17 protein-coding genes are annotated in these 15,002 nt (G+C 70.0%); 4 read left to right on the top strand and 13 right to left on the bottom strand.

Going from position 1 to position 15,002, the window contains the following annotated elements:
* Positions 1 to 9: 9 nt before the first annotated feature.
* Positions 10 to 1,047 carry an L-glyceraldehyde 3-phosphate reductase gene (gene mgrA, locus ACFWU9_RS04290; RefSeq protein ID WP_384314802.1) on the top strand — a complete coding sequence of 346 codons (1,038 nt, stop codon included), beginning with the start codon at positions 10 to 12 and terminating at the stop codon, positions 1,045 to 1,047.
* Between the two features lie 395 nt (positions 1,048 to 1,442).
* Here the strand turns inward: mgrA and ACFWU9_RS04285 are convergent, their stop codons facing one another.
* Positions 1,443 to 1,814: a winged helix-turn-helix transcriptional regulator gene (locus ACFWU9_RS04285; protein ID WP_384314800.1), complete on the bottom strand. Its 372-nt coding sequence runs from the start codon at positions 1,812 to 1,814 to the stop codon at positions 1,443 to 1,445.
* A 133-nt stretch (positions 1,815 to 1,947) separates the two neighbouring features.
* Here ACFWU9_RS04285 and ACFWU9_RS04280 point away from each other — a divergent pair, with 133 nt between their 5' ends.
* Complete coding sequence (locus ACFWU9_RS04280) at positions 1,948 to 3,159, top strand: winged helix DNA-binding domain-containing protein (protein WP_384314798.1); 1,212 nt, start codon at positions 1,948 to 1,950, stop codon at positions 3,157 to 3,159.
* Between the two features lie 17 nt (positions 3,160 to 3,176).
* On the opposite strand, the gene ACFWU9_RS04275 is transcribed toward ACFWU9_RS04280, so the two are convergent.
* Complete coding sequence (locus ACFWU9_RS04275) at positions 3,177 to 3,983, bottom strand: class I SAM-dependent methyltransferase (RefSeq protein ID WP_384314796.1); 807 nt, start codon at positions 3,981 to 3,983, stop codon at positions 3,177 to 3,179.
* Positions 3,984 to 4,182: 199 nt separating this feature from the next.
* Between ACFWU9_RS04275 and ACFWU9_RS04270 the strand changes: the two genes are divergently transcribed.
* Entirely contained in the window at positions 4,183 to 4,665 is a 483-nt protein-coding gene (locus ACFWU9_RS04270) for a hypothetical protein (protein ID WP_384314795.1), read from the top strand.
* Between the two features lie 39 nt (positions 4,666 to 4,704).
* Here the strand turns inward: ACFWU9_RS04270 and ACFWU9_RS04265 are convergent, their stop codons facing one another.
* Complete coding sequence (locus tag ACFWU9_RS04265; protein ID WP_384314793.1) at positions 4,705 to 5,655, bottom strand: prepilin peptidase; 951 nt, start codon at positions 5,653 to 5,655, stop codon at positions 4,705 to 4,707.
* A 126-nt stretch (positions 5,656 to 5,781) separates the two neighbouring features.
* Between ACFWU9_RS04265 and ACFWU9_RS04260 the strand changes: the two genes are divergently transcribed.
* The gene (locus tag ACFWU9_RS04260) at positions 5,782 to 6,153 is read left to right on the top strand and encodes a DUF192 domain-containing protein (protein ID WP_384314791.1); all 372 of its coding nucleotides are present in this window, start codon (positions 5,782 to 5,784) and stop codon (positions 6,151 to 6,153) included.
* A gap of 40 nt (positions 6,154 to 6,193) precedes the next feature.
* On the opposite strand, the gene ACFWU9_RS04255 is transcribed toward ACFWU9_RS04260, so the two are convergent.
* The 10 genes from ACFWU9_RS04255 to ACFWU9_RS04210 all read right to left on the bottom strand — a co-directional run bounded on the left by ACFWU9_RS04255 (position 6,194) and on the right by ACFWU9_RS04210 (position 14,944).
* On the bottom strand, positions 6,194 to 7,006 hold the full coding sequence (locus ACFWU9_RS04255; protein ID WP_384314789.1) for a hypothetical protein: 813 nt from the start codon (positions 7,004 to 7,006) through the stop codon (positions 6,194 to 6,196).
* 129 nt (positions 7,007 to 7,135) lie between these two features.
* Complete coding sequence (locus tag ACFWU9_RS04250) at positions 7,136 to 7,705, bottom strand: hypothetical protein (RefSeq protein WP_384314787.1); 570 nt, start codon at positions 7,703 to 7,705, stop codon at positions 7,136 to 7,138.
* A complete protein-coding gene (locus ACFWU9_RS04245) occupies positions 7,702 to 9,120 on the bottom strand; it encodes a polymorphic toxin-type HINT domain-containing protein (RefSeq protein ID WP_384314785.1) in 1,419 nt (472 codons plus the stop codon). The genes ACFWU9_RS04250 and ACFWU9_RS04245 overlap by 4 nt, the downstream gene beginning before the upstream one ends.
* A 341-nt stretch (positions 9,121 to 9,461) precedes the next feature.
* The gene (locus ACFWU9_RS04240; RefSeq protein WP_384314783.1) at positions 9,462 to 9,701 is read right to left on the bottom strand and encodes a hypothetical protein; all 240 of its coding nucleotides are present in this window, start codon (positions 9,699 to 9,701) and stop codon (positions 9,462 to 9,464) included.
* Between the two features lie 283 nt (positions 9,702 to 9,984).
* On the bottom strand, positions 9,985 to 10,656 hold the full coding sequence (locus tag ACFWU9_RS04235) for an OmpA family protein (protein WP_384314781.1): 672 nt from the start codon (positions 10,654 to 10,656) through the stop codon (positions 9,985 to 9,987).
* Positions 10,656 to 11,246, bottom strand: a complete 591-nt coding sequence (locus ACFWU9_RS04230; RefSeq protein ID WP_384314779.1) for a hypothetical protein — start codon at positions 11,244 to 11,246, stop codon at positions 10,656 to 10,658. The genes ACFWU9_RS04235 and ACFWU9_RS04230 overlap by 1 nt, the downstream gene beginning before the upstream one ends.
* 30 nt (positions 11,247 to 11,276) lie before the next feature.
* Positions 11,277 to 11,954 carry a pilus assembly protein TadG-related protein gene (locus ACFWU9_RS04225; protein ID WP_384314777.1) on the bottom strand — a complete coding sequence of 226 codons (678 nt, stop codon included), beginning with the start codon at positions 11,952 to 11,954 and terminating at the stop codon, positions 11,277 to 11,279.
* Positions 11,951 to 12,190 (bottom strand): hypothetical protein, encoded by a 240-nt coding sequence (locus ACFWU9_RS04220; protein ID WP_384314776.1) that lies wholly within the window; start codon positions 12,188 to 12,190, stop codon positions 11,951 to 11,953. Before ACFWU9_RS04220 ends, ACFWU9_RS04225 begins: the two co-directional genes overlap by 4 nt.
* Before the next feature lie 227 nt (positions 12,191 to 12,417).
* Complete coding sequence (locus ACFWU9_RS04215) at positions 12,418 to 13,524, bottom strand: response regulator (RefSeq protein ID WP_384314774.1); 1,107 nt, start codon at positions 13,522 to 13,524, stop codon at positions 12,418 to 12,420.
* Positions 13,525 to 13,612: 88 nt separating this feature from the next.
* The gene (locus ACFWU9_RS04210; protein WP_384314772.1) at positions 13,613 to 14,944 is read right to left on the bottom strand and encodes a sensor histidine kinase; all 1,332 of its coding nucleotides are present in this window, start codon (positions 14,942 to 14,944) and stop codon (positions 13,613 to 13,615) included.
* Between the last annotated feature and the right edge of the window lie 58 nt (positions 14,945 to 15,002).

Below are 15,002 nucleotides of genomic sequence, written 5' to 3'. Positions count from 1 at the left end.
GAAGGACCCGTGACTGAATTCCCCTCTTTCCTCGCAGCCGACGACCGGTACGGATCAATGGAGTACCGGCGCAGCGGACGCAGCGGTCTGAAGCTGCCCGCGCTCTCGCTCGGCCTCTGGCACAACTTCGGTGACGACCGGACCCTCGACTCGCAGCGCGCGATCCTGCGCCGCGCCTTCGATCTCGGTGTCACGCACTTCGACCTGGCGAACAACTACGGTCCCCCGCCCGGTTCGGCGGAGGAGAACTTCGGCAGGATCTTCGCGCGGGATCTCTCGGCCTACCGCGACGAGTTGGTCATCTCGACCAAGGCCGGATATCTCATGCATCCGGGCCCGTACGGCGAGTGGGGCTCCCGTAAGTATCTGACGTCGTCCCTGGACGCCTCGCTGAAGCGGATGGGCCTCGACTACGTCGACATCTACTACTCGCACCGCTTCGACCCGCACACCCCTCTTGAGGAGACCATGGGCGCGCTGGCGTCCGCGGTGCGCCAGGGCAAGGCGCTCTACGTGGGTGTGTCGTCGTACAACGCGGAGCAGACCGCCGAAGCGGCCCGGCTGCTCAAGGAGATGGGCGTGCCCGCGCTCATCCACCAGCCCTCGTACTCGATGATCAACCGCTGGATAGAGGACGACGGTCTGCTCGACACGCTGGAGGCGGCCGGTATGGGCTGCATATCCTTCGTGCCGCTGGCGCAGGGCCTGCTCACCAACAAGTACCTCCAGGGGATTCCCGAGGGGTCGAGGGCCACGCAGGGCAAGTCGCTCGACCCGAACCTGCTCTCGGACGAGGTCGTGCGCAGGCTCAACGGGCTCAACGAGATCGCGCGCGGGCGCGGTCAGTCGCTGGCGCAGCTGGCGATCACCTGGGTGCTGCGCGACGAACGGATGACGTCGGCCCTGATCGGCGCGTCGAGCACGGAGCAGTTGGAGGAGAACGTCGCGGCGCTCGAAGGGGCGGCTCTCACGCCCGAGGAGCTGAAGGCGATCGACAGCTTCGCGGTGGACACCGAGGGCACCAACATCTGGGCCGGACGGAGCTGAAGGCGGGACTGTCCGGAACCCAACGGGCCCCGGACAAGAGAAAACGGGCCGGTCCGTGGGGGGGATACGGACCGGCCCGAGGGGGGGTTTCCACCATAACCCTTCGTAAGTGGTGCTGGGTGCCACGCACGCCGGTCGCTACTCTGCGGAGTTGCCGGATTGCTGCGTCCGGCACCTAAAAGCCCCTGGACAACGGGGCGGAGGCCCATGTCGGGGGTCTTCGATTGGCGAGAAGTCGCCACCCGTTGGGAGTACGCGGGTGGGGGCGCCGGGAGGGTCCCCGGCTTGACGGTCGCGGTGCGGCGGGTCGCGGTCGGGCCCGTTCGGGCGTGGTTCGGCCCGTTCCGAAGCGGCGCGGTCCGCTCCGAAGCGGCTCGGTCCGCCCCGAAAGCGGTTCAGTGGGAGGCCGCCTGCGCGGCCACCTTCTCCTTGTTCGCGACGATCACGTCCATATGGGTGTCTCCCCATCGGCCGAGCGGAACCAGCGCGGTGTTCAGCGCATGCCCCAGCTCGGTGAGGGAGTACTCGACGCGCGGCGGCACCTCCCGGTAGACCTCGCGCTCCACGACGCAGTCCGCCTCCAGCTCGCGCAGTTGCTGGATGAGCACCTTCTCGCTGACTCCCTCGATCTGGCGCCGCAGTTCGCCGAAGCGCACGACGCCCCCGTCGTTCAGCGCCCACAGGATCATCGGCTTCCACTTGCCGCCGACGACGGCGACGGCCGCGTCGAGACCGCAGCTGAAGTACTTTCCGGGCCCTCGCGTCACTGCCAACTCCTCGCCGGACACGGGTACTTACCTTTATGGCAGTACTCCGCCACGGGGCAGTGTACGAGAAGGCCCGGAGCCGGGGCCTCAATGCGGACAGGATCTGGCCTGGATGGCTTCTAGGGTCGGTCGTATGACGACGAAGAAGACCGAGCTCATCTCCGTGTCCGGCTCCATGACCCCGTCGGTGTCCGTGAGCTGGGCCGCGGCCAACGCCCGGCGGCTGGCCCGGCAGGGGCTCGTCGCGCCCTCGGGCGGCGGCCCGGCAGCCGTCACCCGCGCGATGGTCGGCGCCCACGCGCAGGTCCTGTCGGCGGCCGAACTCTCCGTCGCGCTCCGGCTGGACGGCGGTGAGACACGCGAGTCCGTGCGCCACGCGCTGTGGACGGACGGCAGTCTGGTCAAGACGTTCGGGCCGCGTGGCACCGTACATCTGCTGCCGTCCGCCGATCTTCCGCTGTGGACCGGGGCGCTCGGCGCGCTGCCGGCCGGGCGCAACCCCCTGCCCGGGAGTGTGCGGATGAACGAGGAGGAGACGGACCGGGTCGTCGCCGCGATCGCCGACGCGCTGGCCGAGGACGACCTCACCGTCGACGAGCTGACCGACGCGATCGTGGCGCGCACCGGGCCCTGGGCGGGGGACCTGGTGATGGACGCGTTCCAGACGAAGTGGCCGCGCTGGCGGCAGATGACGCACACCGCCGCGCACCGCGGCGCGCTCTGCTTCGGGCCGAACCGGGGGCGGAAGGTCACGTACACCAACCCCCACCGGCTGCTGCCCGGGTTCACCCCGCTCGGGGGCCCGGAGGCGCTCGCCGGGCTCGTGGAGCGCTATCTGTACGCGTACGGCCCCGCGACCCCGGGGCACTTCGCCAAGTGGCTCACGGTGCCGGTGACTTGGGCCAGGGAGCTGTTCGAGACGCTCGGCGCCGAGGGCCGGACCGAACGGGTCGTCCACGAGGGCGCGGCGGCCTGGGTGGTGGCGGGGGACGCCGGCTTCCCGGCCGGGCCGGCCGCCCGTGGCGTACGGCTCCTCCCCTACTTCGACGCCTTCACCATCGCCTCCCAGCCGCGCGAACGGCTCTTCGCCGGCGCGGCGTACGAGCGGGCGCTCGCGGGCGGGCAGGCCGGGAACTTCCCCGTGGTGCTGGTCGACGGGATCGTCGCCGGGGTGTGGCACCAGCGCCGCTCCGGCAAGTGGCTGGACGTCACCGTGGAACCCCTTCGCCCGCTGACCGCCGGGCAGCGCGCGGAGCTGGAGGAGCAGGTGGAGAGGACCGGCGAGATCCTTCAGGGCACCCCGCGCCTCACGGTCGGGACCGTGGCGGTCGGGCCGCACGCGTAACGCGGGGCCCGACCGGCTCAGGCGGGTCTGACCGCCTCGATCAGGAAGCGTGTCGTCGTGGCCACGAAGGGGCCCTCGGTCTCGATACGGCGGTGCAGGGCAGCGAGTCGGTCCCGGTACCGGTCGACGGTGAAGTCCGGCACCATCCAGATCACCTTCCGCAGGAAGTAGACGACCGCGCCGATGTCGTGGAACTCCGTGCGCAGGGCCGCTGTCCGCAGATCCACCACATCGAGCCCGGCCGCCTCGGCCGCCGCCCTCGCCCCTTCGGGATCGCGCCCGGCACGGCCCCGCGGCAGCGGTCCGAGGAAGTACTCGACCAGTTCGAAGACGCTCGCCGGGCCGACCTCCTGGGAGAAGTACGTGCCGCCCGGCCGCAGGACCCGCGCGATCTCCGTCCACCACGCCCGCACCGGATGCCGGCTGACGACCAGGTCGAACGCCGCGTCCGCGAAGGGCAGCGGCGGCTCGTCGTGGTCGCTCACGACGGCGACCCCGCGCGGGTGCAGAAGCGCGGTGGCGCGGGCCGCATTCGGCGGCCAGCCCTCGGTGGCCACGGTCAGCGGCGGCAGCTTCGATACGGAGGCGAGGACTTCACCGCCCCCGGTCTGGATGTCGAGAGCGGCGGTGGCGCGGCCCATCCGCTCGGCCATGGCACGGGCGTAACCCCACGGGGGCCGCTCCTCCGTCGCCCGCCCGTCGAGCCAGGAGAAGTCCCAGCCGTCGACGGAGACGGCGTCGGCCTCGGCGATCAGGTCGTCGAAGCCGCGGCGTTCTGGGCGCGTGCCGGAGCGGGGCGTGCCGGAGCGGGGCGTGGGAGGCATGGGGGGATGCTCCCAGGAGCGCCGCGCGGACCGCGAACAGATTTTCACGTGGGCCCCGGGGAGAGCGGTCGTACGGGCCGCCGCGGGGCCCTCGGGCGGCCGGACCGTGCGACGGCACCGCCGACCGATTGGTCCCCATTTGACATGGTCCAGCCCGGTGCCATGGTGGAAGTCGGGGTCAATCGTCAGGAGGCTCGGCATGGCATCCGGTTCGGTATGGGGTTCCCTGGCGCGGCAAGTGCCGGTCAGGCTGGCCGTCAGCGCGTTCTTCTTCAATTCCGGCCTGTCGAAACGCGATGCCGACCGGGAGACCGCTGAGCAGCTCCACCAGCCCGCGACGATCACCTATCCCTTCCTCGGCAAGCTCGACGCCCAGACGTTCACCCGGCAGCTCTCCCGGGGAGAGATCGCCATCGCCGCCGCGATGCTCCTGCCGGTCGTCCCCACCGCGGTCGCCGGTGGTGCGCTCATCGCGTTCTCCTGCGGCACCCTCGGGCTCTATCTGCGGGTGCCGGGAATGCGCCGGGAGAACAGTCTGCGCCCCACCGAGCAGGGAACACCGGTGGCCAAGGACATCTGGCTGCTGGGCATCGGCATCTCCCTCGTCGCCGAGGGGCTGACCAGGAACCCGGGCGTCGCTGCCGCCGCCCTCGGCCCCTGGCACCGCGTGGTGCGGCACTGAGCGGCTCTCCGCGCCCCCCGCGGAACGGAGCCCGCCGGTTCAGACGGCGAGGGCGCCGAGCAGCAGACCGAGCAGCGCCCCGCTGATCATGAAGGGCCCGAAGGGGATCGCGGACTTACGGCTCGCCCGGCGCAGGACCATCAGCCCGATCCCGTACACCGAGCCGAGCAGGAACCCGGCGAACGCGCCGATGAACAGCACCACCCAGCCGTACCAGCCGAGTACGACACCGAGCGAGAGCGCGAGTTTGACGTCCCCGAAGCCCATGCCGTTCGGGTTGATCACGAACAGCACGAAGTAGCAGGCGCCGAGGGCGAGTCCGCCCAGGAGCGCGGTCGGCCAGGAGCCGCCCTCCTCCGGGAGGGGCGCGGCGATCCCGAGCAGTACGGCGGCGGCCACCGCGAGCGGCAGGGTCAGCTGGTCGGGCAGCCGGTGCACGTTGCGGTCGACGAGCGCGAGCAGTACGGCGAAGGGGGCGAGCAGCAGCCAGACGGCGAGTTCGGGGCGGGGCCCGGTCGCGGCGGCGAGCGCGCCGCAGACCAGGGCGGTGATGACGGTGACGTACAGGGAGGGGACGTAGCGCGCACCGCGCAGAACGGGGCGCGGGGCGCTGTCGGGGCCCTCGGTTTCGTCCGCGTCCTCGTCGGCGGCGTCACCCGTCGGCGCGGTCGCGCCCGGCGCGGTGGCCGGCTCGTCCGTACGGGGAAGCGCGGCCTCGCCGGCCTCCGCCCGCCCCGGGGACGCGGTGGCGACGGAGTCCGTACGCCCGGTCCCGCCCAGGGCCATGACCGGACCGCCCGCTGCCGCGCAGGTCGCGCAACCCGCCCTGCCGAGCCAGCCGTTGGCGGGCCCGATGATCGGGTGCCCGGCCTCGCAGCTGTCGCGGTACGCCTCCTCGGGCTCGACCGAGAGCCGGTAGGCGGCGCGCGGAAGGAGCAGCCCGGTGGCTGCGCCCCAGAGGACGGCGACAACGATCAATGTGGCGTGCACATGGTCGACCTTAGAGGGAACCACGAGAGGGGTCATGGGTCCCTGGGCCTGTTCTTCGGCCGCCCCGGGCCCAGATCCGGGCTCCGCGGCCGGAAGCCGTCCGGCCAAGTCGTATGGTCTAGCGCCATGGGGAAATGGCAGAACGGCATGGGCAGTCTGACGATCGAGGGCCGGGACGAGCCGGTGGCGCTGGAGATCGCCGCCTCGTACAGCACACGGCGGCGCGGGCTGCTGGGGCGGACCGGGCTCGACGGGGCGCTGCTCATCACGCCGTGCAGCAGCGTGCACACGTTCCGGATGGGCTTCACCATCGATGTGGCGTATCTGGACAAGGAGTTGAAGGTCGTCCATGTCCACACGCTGAAGCCCGGACGGATGCCGCTGCCCCGGCTGCGGGCCCGTCATGTGCTGGAGGCGGAGGCAGGGGCGATGGAACGGTGGGGCCTGCGGCCGGGGGTACGGCTGAGCGTGAACACGCAGAGCCTGTCCGGGGCCTGACGCGCGGAACGGCGCCCGACGCCTGGGGAGCGCGTTCCCGCTACGTGAGCTTCACCGCCTGGGTCGCGAGCAGGATCGACGGTATCTCGGGCGTCGTGGGTCCCTCGAAGTTCGCGGTGTAGAAGGTGGCGACCGTGCCGCCCACGCGGACGATCTGGAACACCATCGGCACCGGGTCGCCCTCGAACTCGCCCGTCACCTGGTACGCGAGGGTGTCGTCGCCCGCCTTCGGGATGTCGAGCGGCTTCACGGCGGAGTAGGTCGACGTACTGCCCGCGCCGCTTCCCTTGAACCCGTCCTCGCAGTCCTTGACCGCTTCGCTCAGCCGGTTGAACAGGGTGGTGGCTCCCTGCGTCCCGTGGGTGGCGAGGAACTCGGAGATGGCGGGCCGGCCGGTCTTGGCTCCGACGAGCTGGCGGTAGATGACCGCCGAGGCCTCGGGCTCGGGCTTGCCGTTGATCATCGCGGTCAGGGGTGCGCAGTCCGGCTTGTCGGGGCTCTCGCCCTGCTCCGGAGGACCGTCCATCGGGCCGGACGTGAACGTCGACACATCGCCGGTCGCCAGCACGGCCTCGTCCAGCTCGGCCTTGGTCAGCTCCCTGCCGTCACCGGCGCCGACGCCCTTCACCTTCGGGTTGACCGTCTTGGGCTGGGCCTCCAGGGGCGGCGGCTCCGAGACCTGACCCGGGTCCTTCGGGTCCTTCGCCTCCGTCGTGGCACCGGCGGCGGTCTCCGGCTTCTTCGACGTGCCGGCGTCGTCGCCACCGCAGGCAGTGGTGACCCCGAGCACGAGCGCGGCCAGTGCGGCGACCGTGCCGGTCCGCCGTGCCGTCCCTGCGGTGCGCGTCCTCATCTGAATCCCATCTCGCTCTCTACTGGCCGGTACCGAACGCTAACAGCGGGTCGCGGCGCCTCGCATGGGTCCATGGACCCAACCGGCGGCCCCTGGTCCGCCGCGCTGTCTGCGCCTGTCGGGCCGCTGTCACGGACTTCCGGGACGGCCGGAGCTTCCCCCGTCCGGTCCGGGTCCGCCGTGGGCGTCGAGTACGGCCACTACCGCCATCGCCTCGAACCGGAATCGCTCCAGCTCCGCGTACGCCTCCGGGAATCCGCCGCGTTCGGTGCCGAATTTCACGGTCGCCCCGTGCATCAGGAAATCGTCGTCCACCCCGACGGAGACGACCGCCACGAGAGAGTCGGACGCCGGCATCCCGTGCGCGGCGCTCAGCGCGGCGACGGCGAATTCCCGCGACCGCGCGACCGCCGCGCGGAGAAACTCCTCGCGTGCCGGCGGGAGATCGTCGCTGGGAACGCCGACATCGTTGACAGCGAACTCGTGCCGGGCGATCTCACCCTCCGCCCAGTCGCTCCGCCAGCCGGATCCGTCGCCGTAACAGCCGTCGAGCAACAGTGCGCCGGCCGGCCCGACCCGCCATCCACGGTCGATCAGATCCCGCAATTCCCCGGGAAGGGAGGGGGATTCGTGGAGAGCCGCCGGGTCGTCCACCTCGCCGGCCTCCCAGAGCGGCCGCATCAAGGCGTTCATTCTCATGGTGCGCTCATTCCGAAGTACTGGTAGGCCTTGTCGATCGCGCTGCGCGGAACCTGTTTGGCCAGCTTCGACGAGAGGACCTCACCGGTCTCCGTACGGAACTTCCCGTCCGCGGGATCGAAGTAGTACTTCTTCGGGTCCGCGCCGCGCCCCATGAACTGCACATGGATTCCCGCGCCCGGCTTTCCGGGGTTCTGATTCTCGATGTCCACCCGGAACGTGCCGTCCTTGGACTTGTACACCGTCTTGCTGTTGATCACCGGGGCGTCCGCCGGTGTGGTGATGGAACAGGTGCCGGGCGGTGTGTTGTGAACGAGGACCGGCGTCTCGCCGGCCAGCACATAGTACGTGTGGATGCCGTTGACGGTGAGGTCGTGCGTGGTCTGCCGCTTGGTGTACCCGGCGACGGCCGTGACCTGCACCGACGTACCGGCGGGAGTACGCAGGTCGTCCCCGGCCGCGATGTCACCGGCGTCCGCCCAGCGCCCCTTGTCCGTCAGCCAGAACGGGTGCGTGTCGGTCGCCGTCAGGACCTCCGTGCCCGAGCCCGTGACAACGGTCAGGCGGGTGAAGTCCTTGTCCTGGTGCGTGGTGATGGTGTGTTCGACGGTACGGGCCTCGGTACGACCGTTCTGCGGATCGGTGGCGACCACACGCATACCGACACGGACCTTGTCGATCGCCATTCGACGGCCGTCGGCGAGCAGCACAGAGGTTCCCGGCAGGAAGCTGTGCTTGGGAGTACAGCCGACCGGTACGTCCTTGTCCTTGGGTTTGTCCTTGTTCTCCTGGTCGAGTTTCTTCTTCGCGTCGGCGAGTCTGTCCTCCGCCTCGTCGACCCGTTTACGGTTCTTGATCAGACCCTTCAGACCGTCGTACAGATCCCCGCCGTGCTTCTTGAGCTTCCTGACCAGCTCAACAGCCTTCTTCCACTTCCACGGCGCCCCGTACTTCGCAGCCAGCTTGCCCACCGCGCCGCCGACAACACTGAGCAGCACATTGATCAGAGTCTCCGTGCAGGCGCCCATATCACCCTTGGTGATGCAGTCCAAGGCGTCCGTGATCCCGAGCTCGTCGGCAAGGATCTTCGCGAGCTCCTTCGCCGCTTCCTTCGCCTTGTCGGAATCACTCGTCTCCGCCGCCTGAGCGTCCTGAAGCTCCTTCAACGCGGCGTCATAGTCAATTTCCGTCTGGGACTTGCCGCCGCTGTCATTACCGGTGTCGGAAGCGGGATCGTCCGTACCACCCGGCGGGACTTCCTCACCGCCCTCGCCGCCCTGGTCGTCCTCGGCGACCGTGTCACCGCCACCACCGCAATCACCACCACCGGTGATCCGGCACACCTGCGTACTGATCCCATCAGCGAGCGCCGGCCCAACCCCCGTACCCACCAACGCCCCAACGATCGCCGCCACCACGACAATCAGACCGACATACTCAACCGCCCCCTGCCCCCGCTGGGACGACCCGCGCAGAGCGCCCAGCAACCGTGCGTCGGTGCGCGGCACAGCCCGCCGCGCCCGACGTCGGATCTGACGAACCCGACGTACTACCCCCGTTGGCAACATAGCGGCGAGGCTACGGCGCGACCCAGGCCGGGTCATGGGTCCCAGGGCCCAACAAGGGGCTCATATCAGGGCATCCGGCGCAGCCGGCGCCCGGTTCCGGGCATGCGAGAGGGGCAGGCTCGTCACCACCCTGGCGGGGAATGGTGACGAGCCTGCCCTGACTCGCTCATGGAGTGGGGGGTCCGGGTCTAGCCTTCGCCGCCGAGGATCTCCGCGACCTTGTCCGACAGACCGGTGGCGATGTCCTCCGCGACACCGGTGCCGACGATGGCGGCGATGATCAGGGCGACGAGGACGATGACGCCCACGTACTCGACGGCGCCCTGACCCTTGTCGCTCCGGCGCTTCATCGCGGCGACCGCCGTGTTGGCCCACGTGCCGACGTAGAGCTTGGCGTTGGTGGCGGCCTTCAGCGTGACGTTCGACATGAGAACTCCCCCTTGTATGCCGGCCGGCCGTCTCCCGGCCGACTCGTACGAGACTGTGGTGCCCCCCGCGCTTCCGGCTTCCTCCTGGCCGGTCTCGCTGGCGACATGAGAAACATACGGCCGCCGCCCCATCCCCGGCATGGGCCCCAAGACCCAACCCCAGGCCCAACCCGGAACATGGGCCCGGCCCGCCATCACCCGGGCCCCCGGAACGAGAGACGGCGCCGCCCCGGACATCCTTGGTGCCGGACGTCCGGGGCGGGCGCTGTGTCGTGCGGGGCGATCAGTTCTGGGCGGTGTCGGCCTCGCCGCGCGGGAAGGAGACCTCCACGCGGCGGTTCTTCTTGCGGCCTTCCTCGTCCGAGTTGCTGGCGATCGGGAACTGCTCACCGTAACCGCGGATCTCGAACGTGATCCCGGCGTCGGACAGTTCGTCCTCGAGTACGCCGTGGACCGCTTCGGCACGCTGCTTGGAGAGCACGTCCCCATGGGCGGACGAGCCGAGGTTGTCCGTGAAGCCGAAGACCCGGACCTTCGTGGCGCCCTGGTTCTCGATCTCCGCCGCGACGTCGGCGATCCGCGCGTTCGCCGCGCTGGAGAGCTTCGCGCTGTCCTTGCCGAAGAGGACCTCGGCCTGGAGCGCGAACTTCACGCTCTCGTTGGTGTCCTCGCGCCGCTCCTCACCGCCCTCGGACTCCACGACGGAGATGATGGGCAGCACCTTCGCGGGCGCGAGGGTCGCACCGTCACGGAGCTTGAGGCCGGAGCTGTTCCCGTCGACCTCGGGCGGCGGCAGGGTCGACTCCGTGCCCGGCGGGGTGCTCGGTGTCTCGTCGGCCGACGCACCGCCGGCCGCCGTGAGCTGCACCCCGGCGAACAGGACCGCCGCCGCGACGACGGTCGCCGCGGGCCGGCCGACGGACAGCCTCTGTCCGCGCGGCGTCTTGGCACCCATCAGGAGATCGCAATCGTCGTGGTGGGCATCAGGGGCATCTGGAGGTCGACCTCCGACGTGCTGTCCGGAGGCGCCGGGAACTGGGCGAAGAACGTCTCGCTCTCGCCGCCCGAGATCCGGCTGATGCCGGTGCTGGTCAGCGGATTGCCGTCGGTGTCGCGCAGCACGTAGTAGCGCTTCTTCTCGGCCTTGTCGACCAGGGTGAAGCCCGCCAGCGAACGGCCGGTCCGCTGGATCTGGCTCTCCTTGCCGTTCCACTCGATGGGAGCGCCCTGGTTCTTGTCCGAGGTGTTCTTGATCGTGCCGGTGACGGTGAGGAAGCCGCCGTCGTCACGTGCGGCGGTGTGGATGAGGATCTGGAATCCGTCGCTGCCGTTGACGGTCGCCAGGGTCTGGCTGGTGTCGGGGACCGTGTTCCCGCCGTCGTCCTCCGACTTGTCGCCGGCCGGCGCGGAGGACGAGGCCTTGCCCGCGTCGTCGCTCCCCCCGTCGTCTCCACCGCCGCAGGCCGTCAGGGACACCGTCAGCGCCACGGCCGCGAGGGCGTATCCCGCCGCCCTGCGAGGCTTCGTTCCATGCCGCATATTCATCAGTAAATGTTCCTTTGCGTTCACTCGCGGTCAGTCCTCGGCCAGTCGGACGGAGAACAGGACAGACATGTCAGGCAGCACGGTCTCTGAGTCGATCGTCAGACCCTTACCATCACAGACGAGTTCGCCCGGGGAGGCAGGCTCTTCCTCGCCCTCGTCTCCCTCGTCTCCTTCACCGGGGGGATCCTCGGACCCCTCGTCGGAGCCCTCGTCCTCTTCCGCCGGTTCGAAGCTGCACCGAGGTTCGACGATCGCCGTGGCGTGCGCCTTGGCCTTCTTGTCGGCGCCGCTCCCCAGCACGCTTTCACCCATCGTGTCCTGGGTGATGACGTGAACGGTGAAGCCCCACCTGCCGTCACTCGTCCAGTCGCACGCGGCTTGTCCGGGGACGCCGTGGTCCAGCTCCGCGTCGTTCTCCTCCGCGAAGCGCTGACCCACGGCGCAGCCGTTGAAGGTGCCCAGGGGATTGCCGTTGAAGATGTCGTCCAGATATCCGGGCTGAAGGAGATTCCCCAGGAGGTCGAGCCGGAACTGGTCCCGTGACTCCTGGGCCGCCGCCAGCGCCGCCGCGTCGGCGGCCGACTGGGCGTCGTTGCGCGTGGCGCCGGCCTGGCCTACCGCGAAGAACGCGAGCGCGAGAAAGAGCAGGGCCGCCACCATCGTGATGTAGATGGGTGCGGCCTGCCCAGACTCACGACTGTTGGTCATCCCTCGCCGCTGAGGATCTCGTCGACCTTGTCCGAGAGGCCGTTGGCGATGTCGTCCGCCACGTCCGTCCCGATGATCGCGGCGATGATCAGCGCCACCAGAACGATGACACCCACGTACTCGACCGCACCCTGGCCCTTGTCGCTCCGACGCTTCATCGCCGTGACCGCCGTGTTCGCCCAAGTACCGACGTACAACCTGGCGTTGGTGGTCGCCTTCAGCACGACGTTCGACATGAGATTCCCCTTGTGTGCCGGCCGGCCGACTACCGGCCGGCTCGTACGAGTCCCTGCTGCCGCCCCCGGTCCCGGCTTCCTCGTGACCGGTCCCGCCGACGACATGAGAAACATACGTTGACACATCACCCGTCGACGTAGGCCCCTGGACCCAACGCTGGGCCCAGGCCCAACGCGTCGACTGGGCCCCCTTCTCGCTGCCACGGCCCCCCGGGCCCTCAGCACGCTCAGCCACGACCGGCCGACCCCCCTCGTGCCCCGTGCCAGAACGCGATGGCCTCGCCCCGGCTGCCGGCGTTCAGTTTGGCGAAGATTCGATTGATGTGGTTCTTGACGGTCTTCTGGCTGATGAAGCAGGCGGAGGCGATCTGCTGATTGGTCATTCCTGACGCGATCAGGTCCATGATCTCCACCTCCCGCTGGCTCAGCTCCGAGTAGAGGCCCTCGGGCGAACTGGCCACCCCGGCCCCGCCGGGCATCCCCGGCATCGACTGCCCCTGAGAAGAATGTGCCACATTCGCTTGCGAAAGCGAAGACCCCGGAGCAAATTGTTGCGGGTTCAACTCCCGATCACCGGGTGGTACTTGCCGGTTTGAGGGAGAAACGTACGGCGGGTGGCCCTGCCCGGCGTGTGCGTTCGCAGATGAATGACCCGGCTGGGCGGGCTGGTAGCCGGGACCGGTGAACGCGGTGCCGAGCCCCTCGGGAAGCGCTCCGGAGCCCGGGTCCGCGCCGCCGGCACCCCGCACACTCGCCAGCAGCGCGCTGGACGCCGAGTGGCTGAAGTGCGCCCTGCCCTGCTTGATGTCCCGTACGGCGGCGACCAGTTGGTCGGCCGTGAACTCACCGTGGACGAGATAGCCGCCCGCGCCCAGCCGCAGCGCCTCGTGGACGATCTCGCTCTCACGGCTGTACGTCATCATCAGAACCGGCGCGAGCCGCACCAGATGCGGCAGGGCGGAGATCCCGTCGACACCCGGCATACGGACGTCCAGCAGGACGACGTCCGGGCGGTGCTGAACGGTCTGTTCGTACGCCTGGCGGCCGTCCGCGGCCTCGGCGGCCACCTCGATGTCGTCGCGGCCGGACAGCAGGACCGTCAGCCCCGCCCGTACGACCGGGTTGTCGTCCGCGACCACGACACGCAGCGGGGGCGCCGTGGGCATCGGCCCTGGCAGGGCGGGGAATCCTTCGGATGCCGCCGGCGGTGCTGACGTGGGGACTCCGGCGGTGTGCTCCGAGCTGAGCGGTGTGGCGTGCGAGGACGAGTGCTGCGAGACGTGCGACTGCTGCGTCCAGTGCTGCCCGGAACTCCGTGAGATGTCGTCCGGCATGGCTGCGGCCTCCTCTCCATGGGTGGGAACGGTGGTTGGGTTGGCGGTGCGGATCGTCGTTGCGGTCGGTACGGGTCGTGCTCCCGCCTCAGTTGAGCATCGGTGCGGGTTGCTGCGGCAGCCCGTCGCGCGGCGGGCCCAGAGCGTTGAGCGAGAGTTCCAGCCGTACTTCCGTGCCCTTCGCCGCCCGGCCCCTGCCGATCCGGATCCGGGCGCCGATCGACGCGGCGCGCTCCACCATGCCGACGAGACCGAAGTGGCCGGCCCGCCTGAGGTCTTCGAGCGAGGTGCCCTCCGGCAGGCCCTTCCCGTCGTCGTAGACGCTGATGCGCAGCACGTCGCGCACCACCCCCGCCGACACGTCGACATAGCTGGGGTGCGCGTGCCGCTGCGCGTTCTCCATGGCCTCCGTGGCGATGGTCAGCGCGTGCCGGGCCACGGCGTGCGGAATGGCCGGCATCGCCGAGTCGCCGAGCTGCCGGAAGGACGCCTTGAGGCCGTGGCGCCGGCTGAAGTCGTCCGTACGCGAGCGGAGTTCGGCGACCACGTCGACTCCGCCGTCCAGACCGGACTCCCGGCGCAGGTCGGAGAGGAGTTCGCGGGACTCGGCGGCGGCGCGGCGGGCCGAGCGCGCGACAAGCTCAGCCTGGTGCTTGACGGTGAGCGGGTCCATCCGGTCGGCCGTGCTGGCGAGACCGTCGGCGGCCATCGCGAGACCGTGCAGGGTCTTGGCCACGGAGTCGTGCATCTCACGGGCGAGCCGGGCCCGTTCCTCCTCGACCGCGCCGGTGACGGCGAGCCGGGCACGGGCCTCGGTGAGCGCCTGGCTGGCGGTGCCGAAGCCGAGCATCAGGTTGCGCAGCGTGCTGCCGATCGCACCGGCGACGATGCACAGGCCGGGCAGGAGAAGGGCGTTGAAGGCCACCTCCACGTCCGTGTTGACCGCGTAGGCACCGCCCACGATCAGGGACTGGAGGACCGCGAAGAGCGCGGCGCCCCGCCAGCCGTAGACCAGTCCGGCGAGCAGCGGCGTACAGATGGTGACGTACGCGAGGGTCGACGCCGGGGAGGCGGTGACCAGCAGCAGCGCGCCGAAGAGCATGTCGATGGCGAGCAGCGACGGGTGGCGCAGCAGGATCGGCCCGAAGCGCTCCCAGTCCCGCAGCAGGAAGTACGACAGCATGAAGGTGACGAGCACCGAGAGGCCCACGAGCCAGGTGGCGAATCCCTCCGCCGTGCGGTCGAGGGCGAACGGCGCGGCCAGGACGATCATCGCCATCCGGAAGCCGAAGGTCTGACGGCACAGCGCCTGGAGCGCGTTGACCTGGATCGGCAGCGAGGGGATGTGGTTCGGCGTGGTCGCCGAACCGGGGATCGCGCTGGGGATTCCGCCGGTCAGAGTCGTGGACCGTGGGGCCATCGGGGGTCACCTCCCGTTCGGGTGTGTGGGTATCGGGTGGACACGTTCAACTGCCGCT

This window comes from Streptomyces sp. NPDC058653, assembly GCF_042716895.1.
Lineage (GTDB): Bacteria > Actinomycetota > Actinomycetes > Streptomycetales > Streptomycetaceae > Streptomyces.
This window is presented reverse-complemented; position numbering and strand designations above follow the sequence as displayed.

Bases quoted from the DNA above. Each gene is read 5' to 3' on its own strand.
- ACFWU9_RS04210 (WP_384314772.1), bottom strand. From the start codon at position 14,944: ATGGCCCCACGGTCCACGACTCTGACCGGCGGAATCCCCAGCGCGATC.
- ACFWU9_RS04240 (WP_384314783.1), bottom strand. From the start codon at position 9,701: ATGTCGAACGTCACGCTGAAGGCCGCCACCAACGCCAAGCTCTACGTC.
- ACFWU9_RS04220 (WP_384314776.1), bottom strand. From the start codon at position 12,190: ATGTCGAACGTCGTGCTGAAGGCGACCACCAACGCCAGGTTGTACGTC.
- ACFWU9_RS04255 (WP_384314789.1), bottom strand. From the start codon at position 7,006: ATGAGGACGCGCACCGCAGGGACGGCACGGCGGACCGGCACGGTCGCC.
- ACFWU9_RS04215 (WP_384314774.1), bottom strand. From the start codon at position 13,524: ATGCCGGACGACATCTCACGGAGTTCCGGGCAGCACTGGACGCAGCAG.
- ACFWU9_RS04225 (WP_384314777.1), bottom strand. From the start codon at position 11,954: ATGACCAACAGTCGTGAGTCTGGGCAGGCCGCACCCATCTACATCACG.
- ACFWU9_RS04235 (WP_384314781.1), bottom strand. From the start codon at position 10,656: ATGGGTGCCAAGACGCCGCGCGGACAGAGGCTGTCCGTCGGCCGGCCC.
- ACFWU9_RS04230 (WP_384314779.1), bottom strand. From the start codon at position 11,246: ATGAATATGCGGCATGGAACGAAGCCTCGCAGGGCGGCGGGATACGCC.
- ACFWU9_RS04260 (WP_384314791.1), top strand. From the start codon at position 5,782: ATGGGGAAATGGCAGAACGGCATGGGCAGTCTGACGATCGAGGGCCGG.
- ACFWU9_RS04250 (WP_384314787.1), bottom strand. From the start codon at position 7,705: ATGAGAATGAACGCCTTGATGCGGCCGCTCTGGGAGGCCGGCGAGGTG.
- ACFWU9_RS04275 (WP_384314796.1), bottom strand. From the start codon at position 3,983: ATGCCTCCCACGCCCCGCTCCGGCACGCCCCGCTCCGGCACGCGCCCA.
- ACFWU9_RS04280 (WP_384314798.1), top strand. From the start codon at position 1,948: ATGACGACGAAGAAGACCGAGCTCATCTCCGTGTCCGGCTCCATGACC.
- ACFWU9_RS04270 (WP_384314795.1), top strand. From the start codon at position 4,183: ATGGCATCCGGTTCGGTATGGGGTTCCCTGGCGCGGCAAGTGCCGGTC.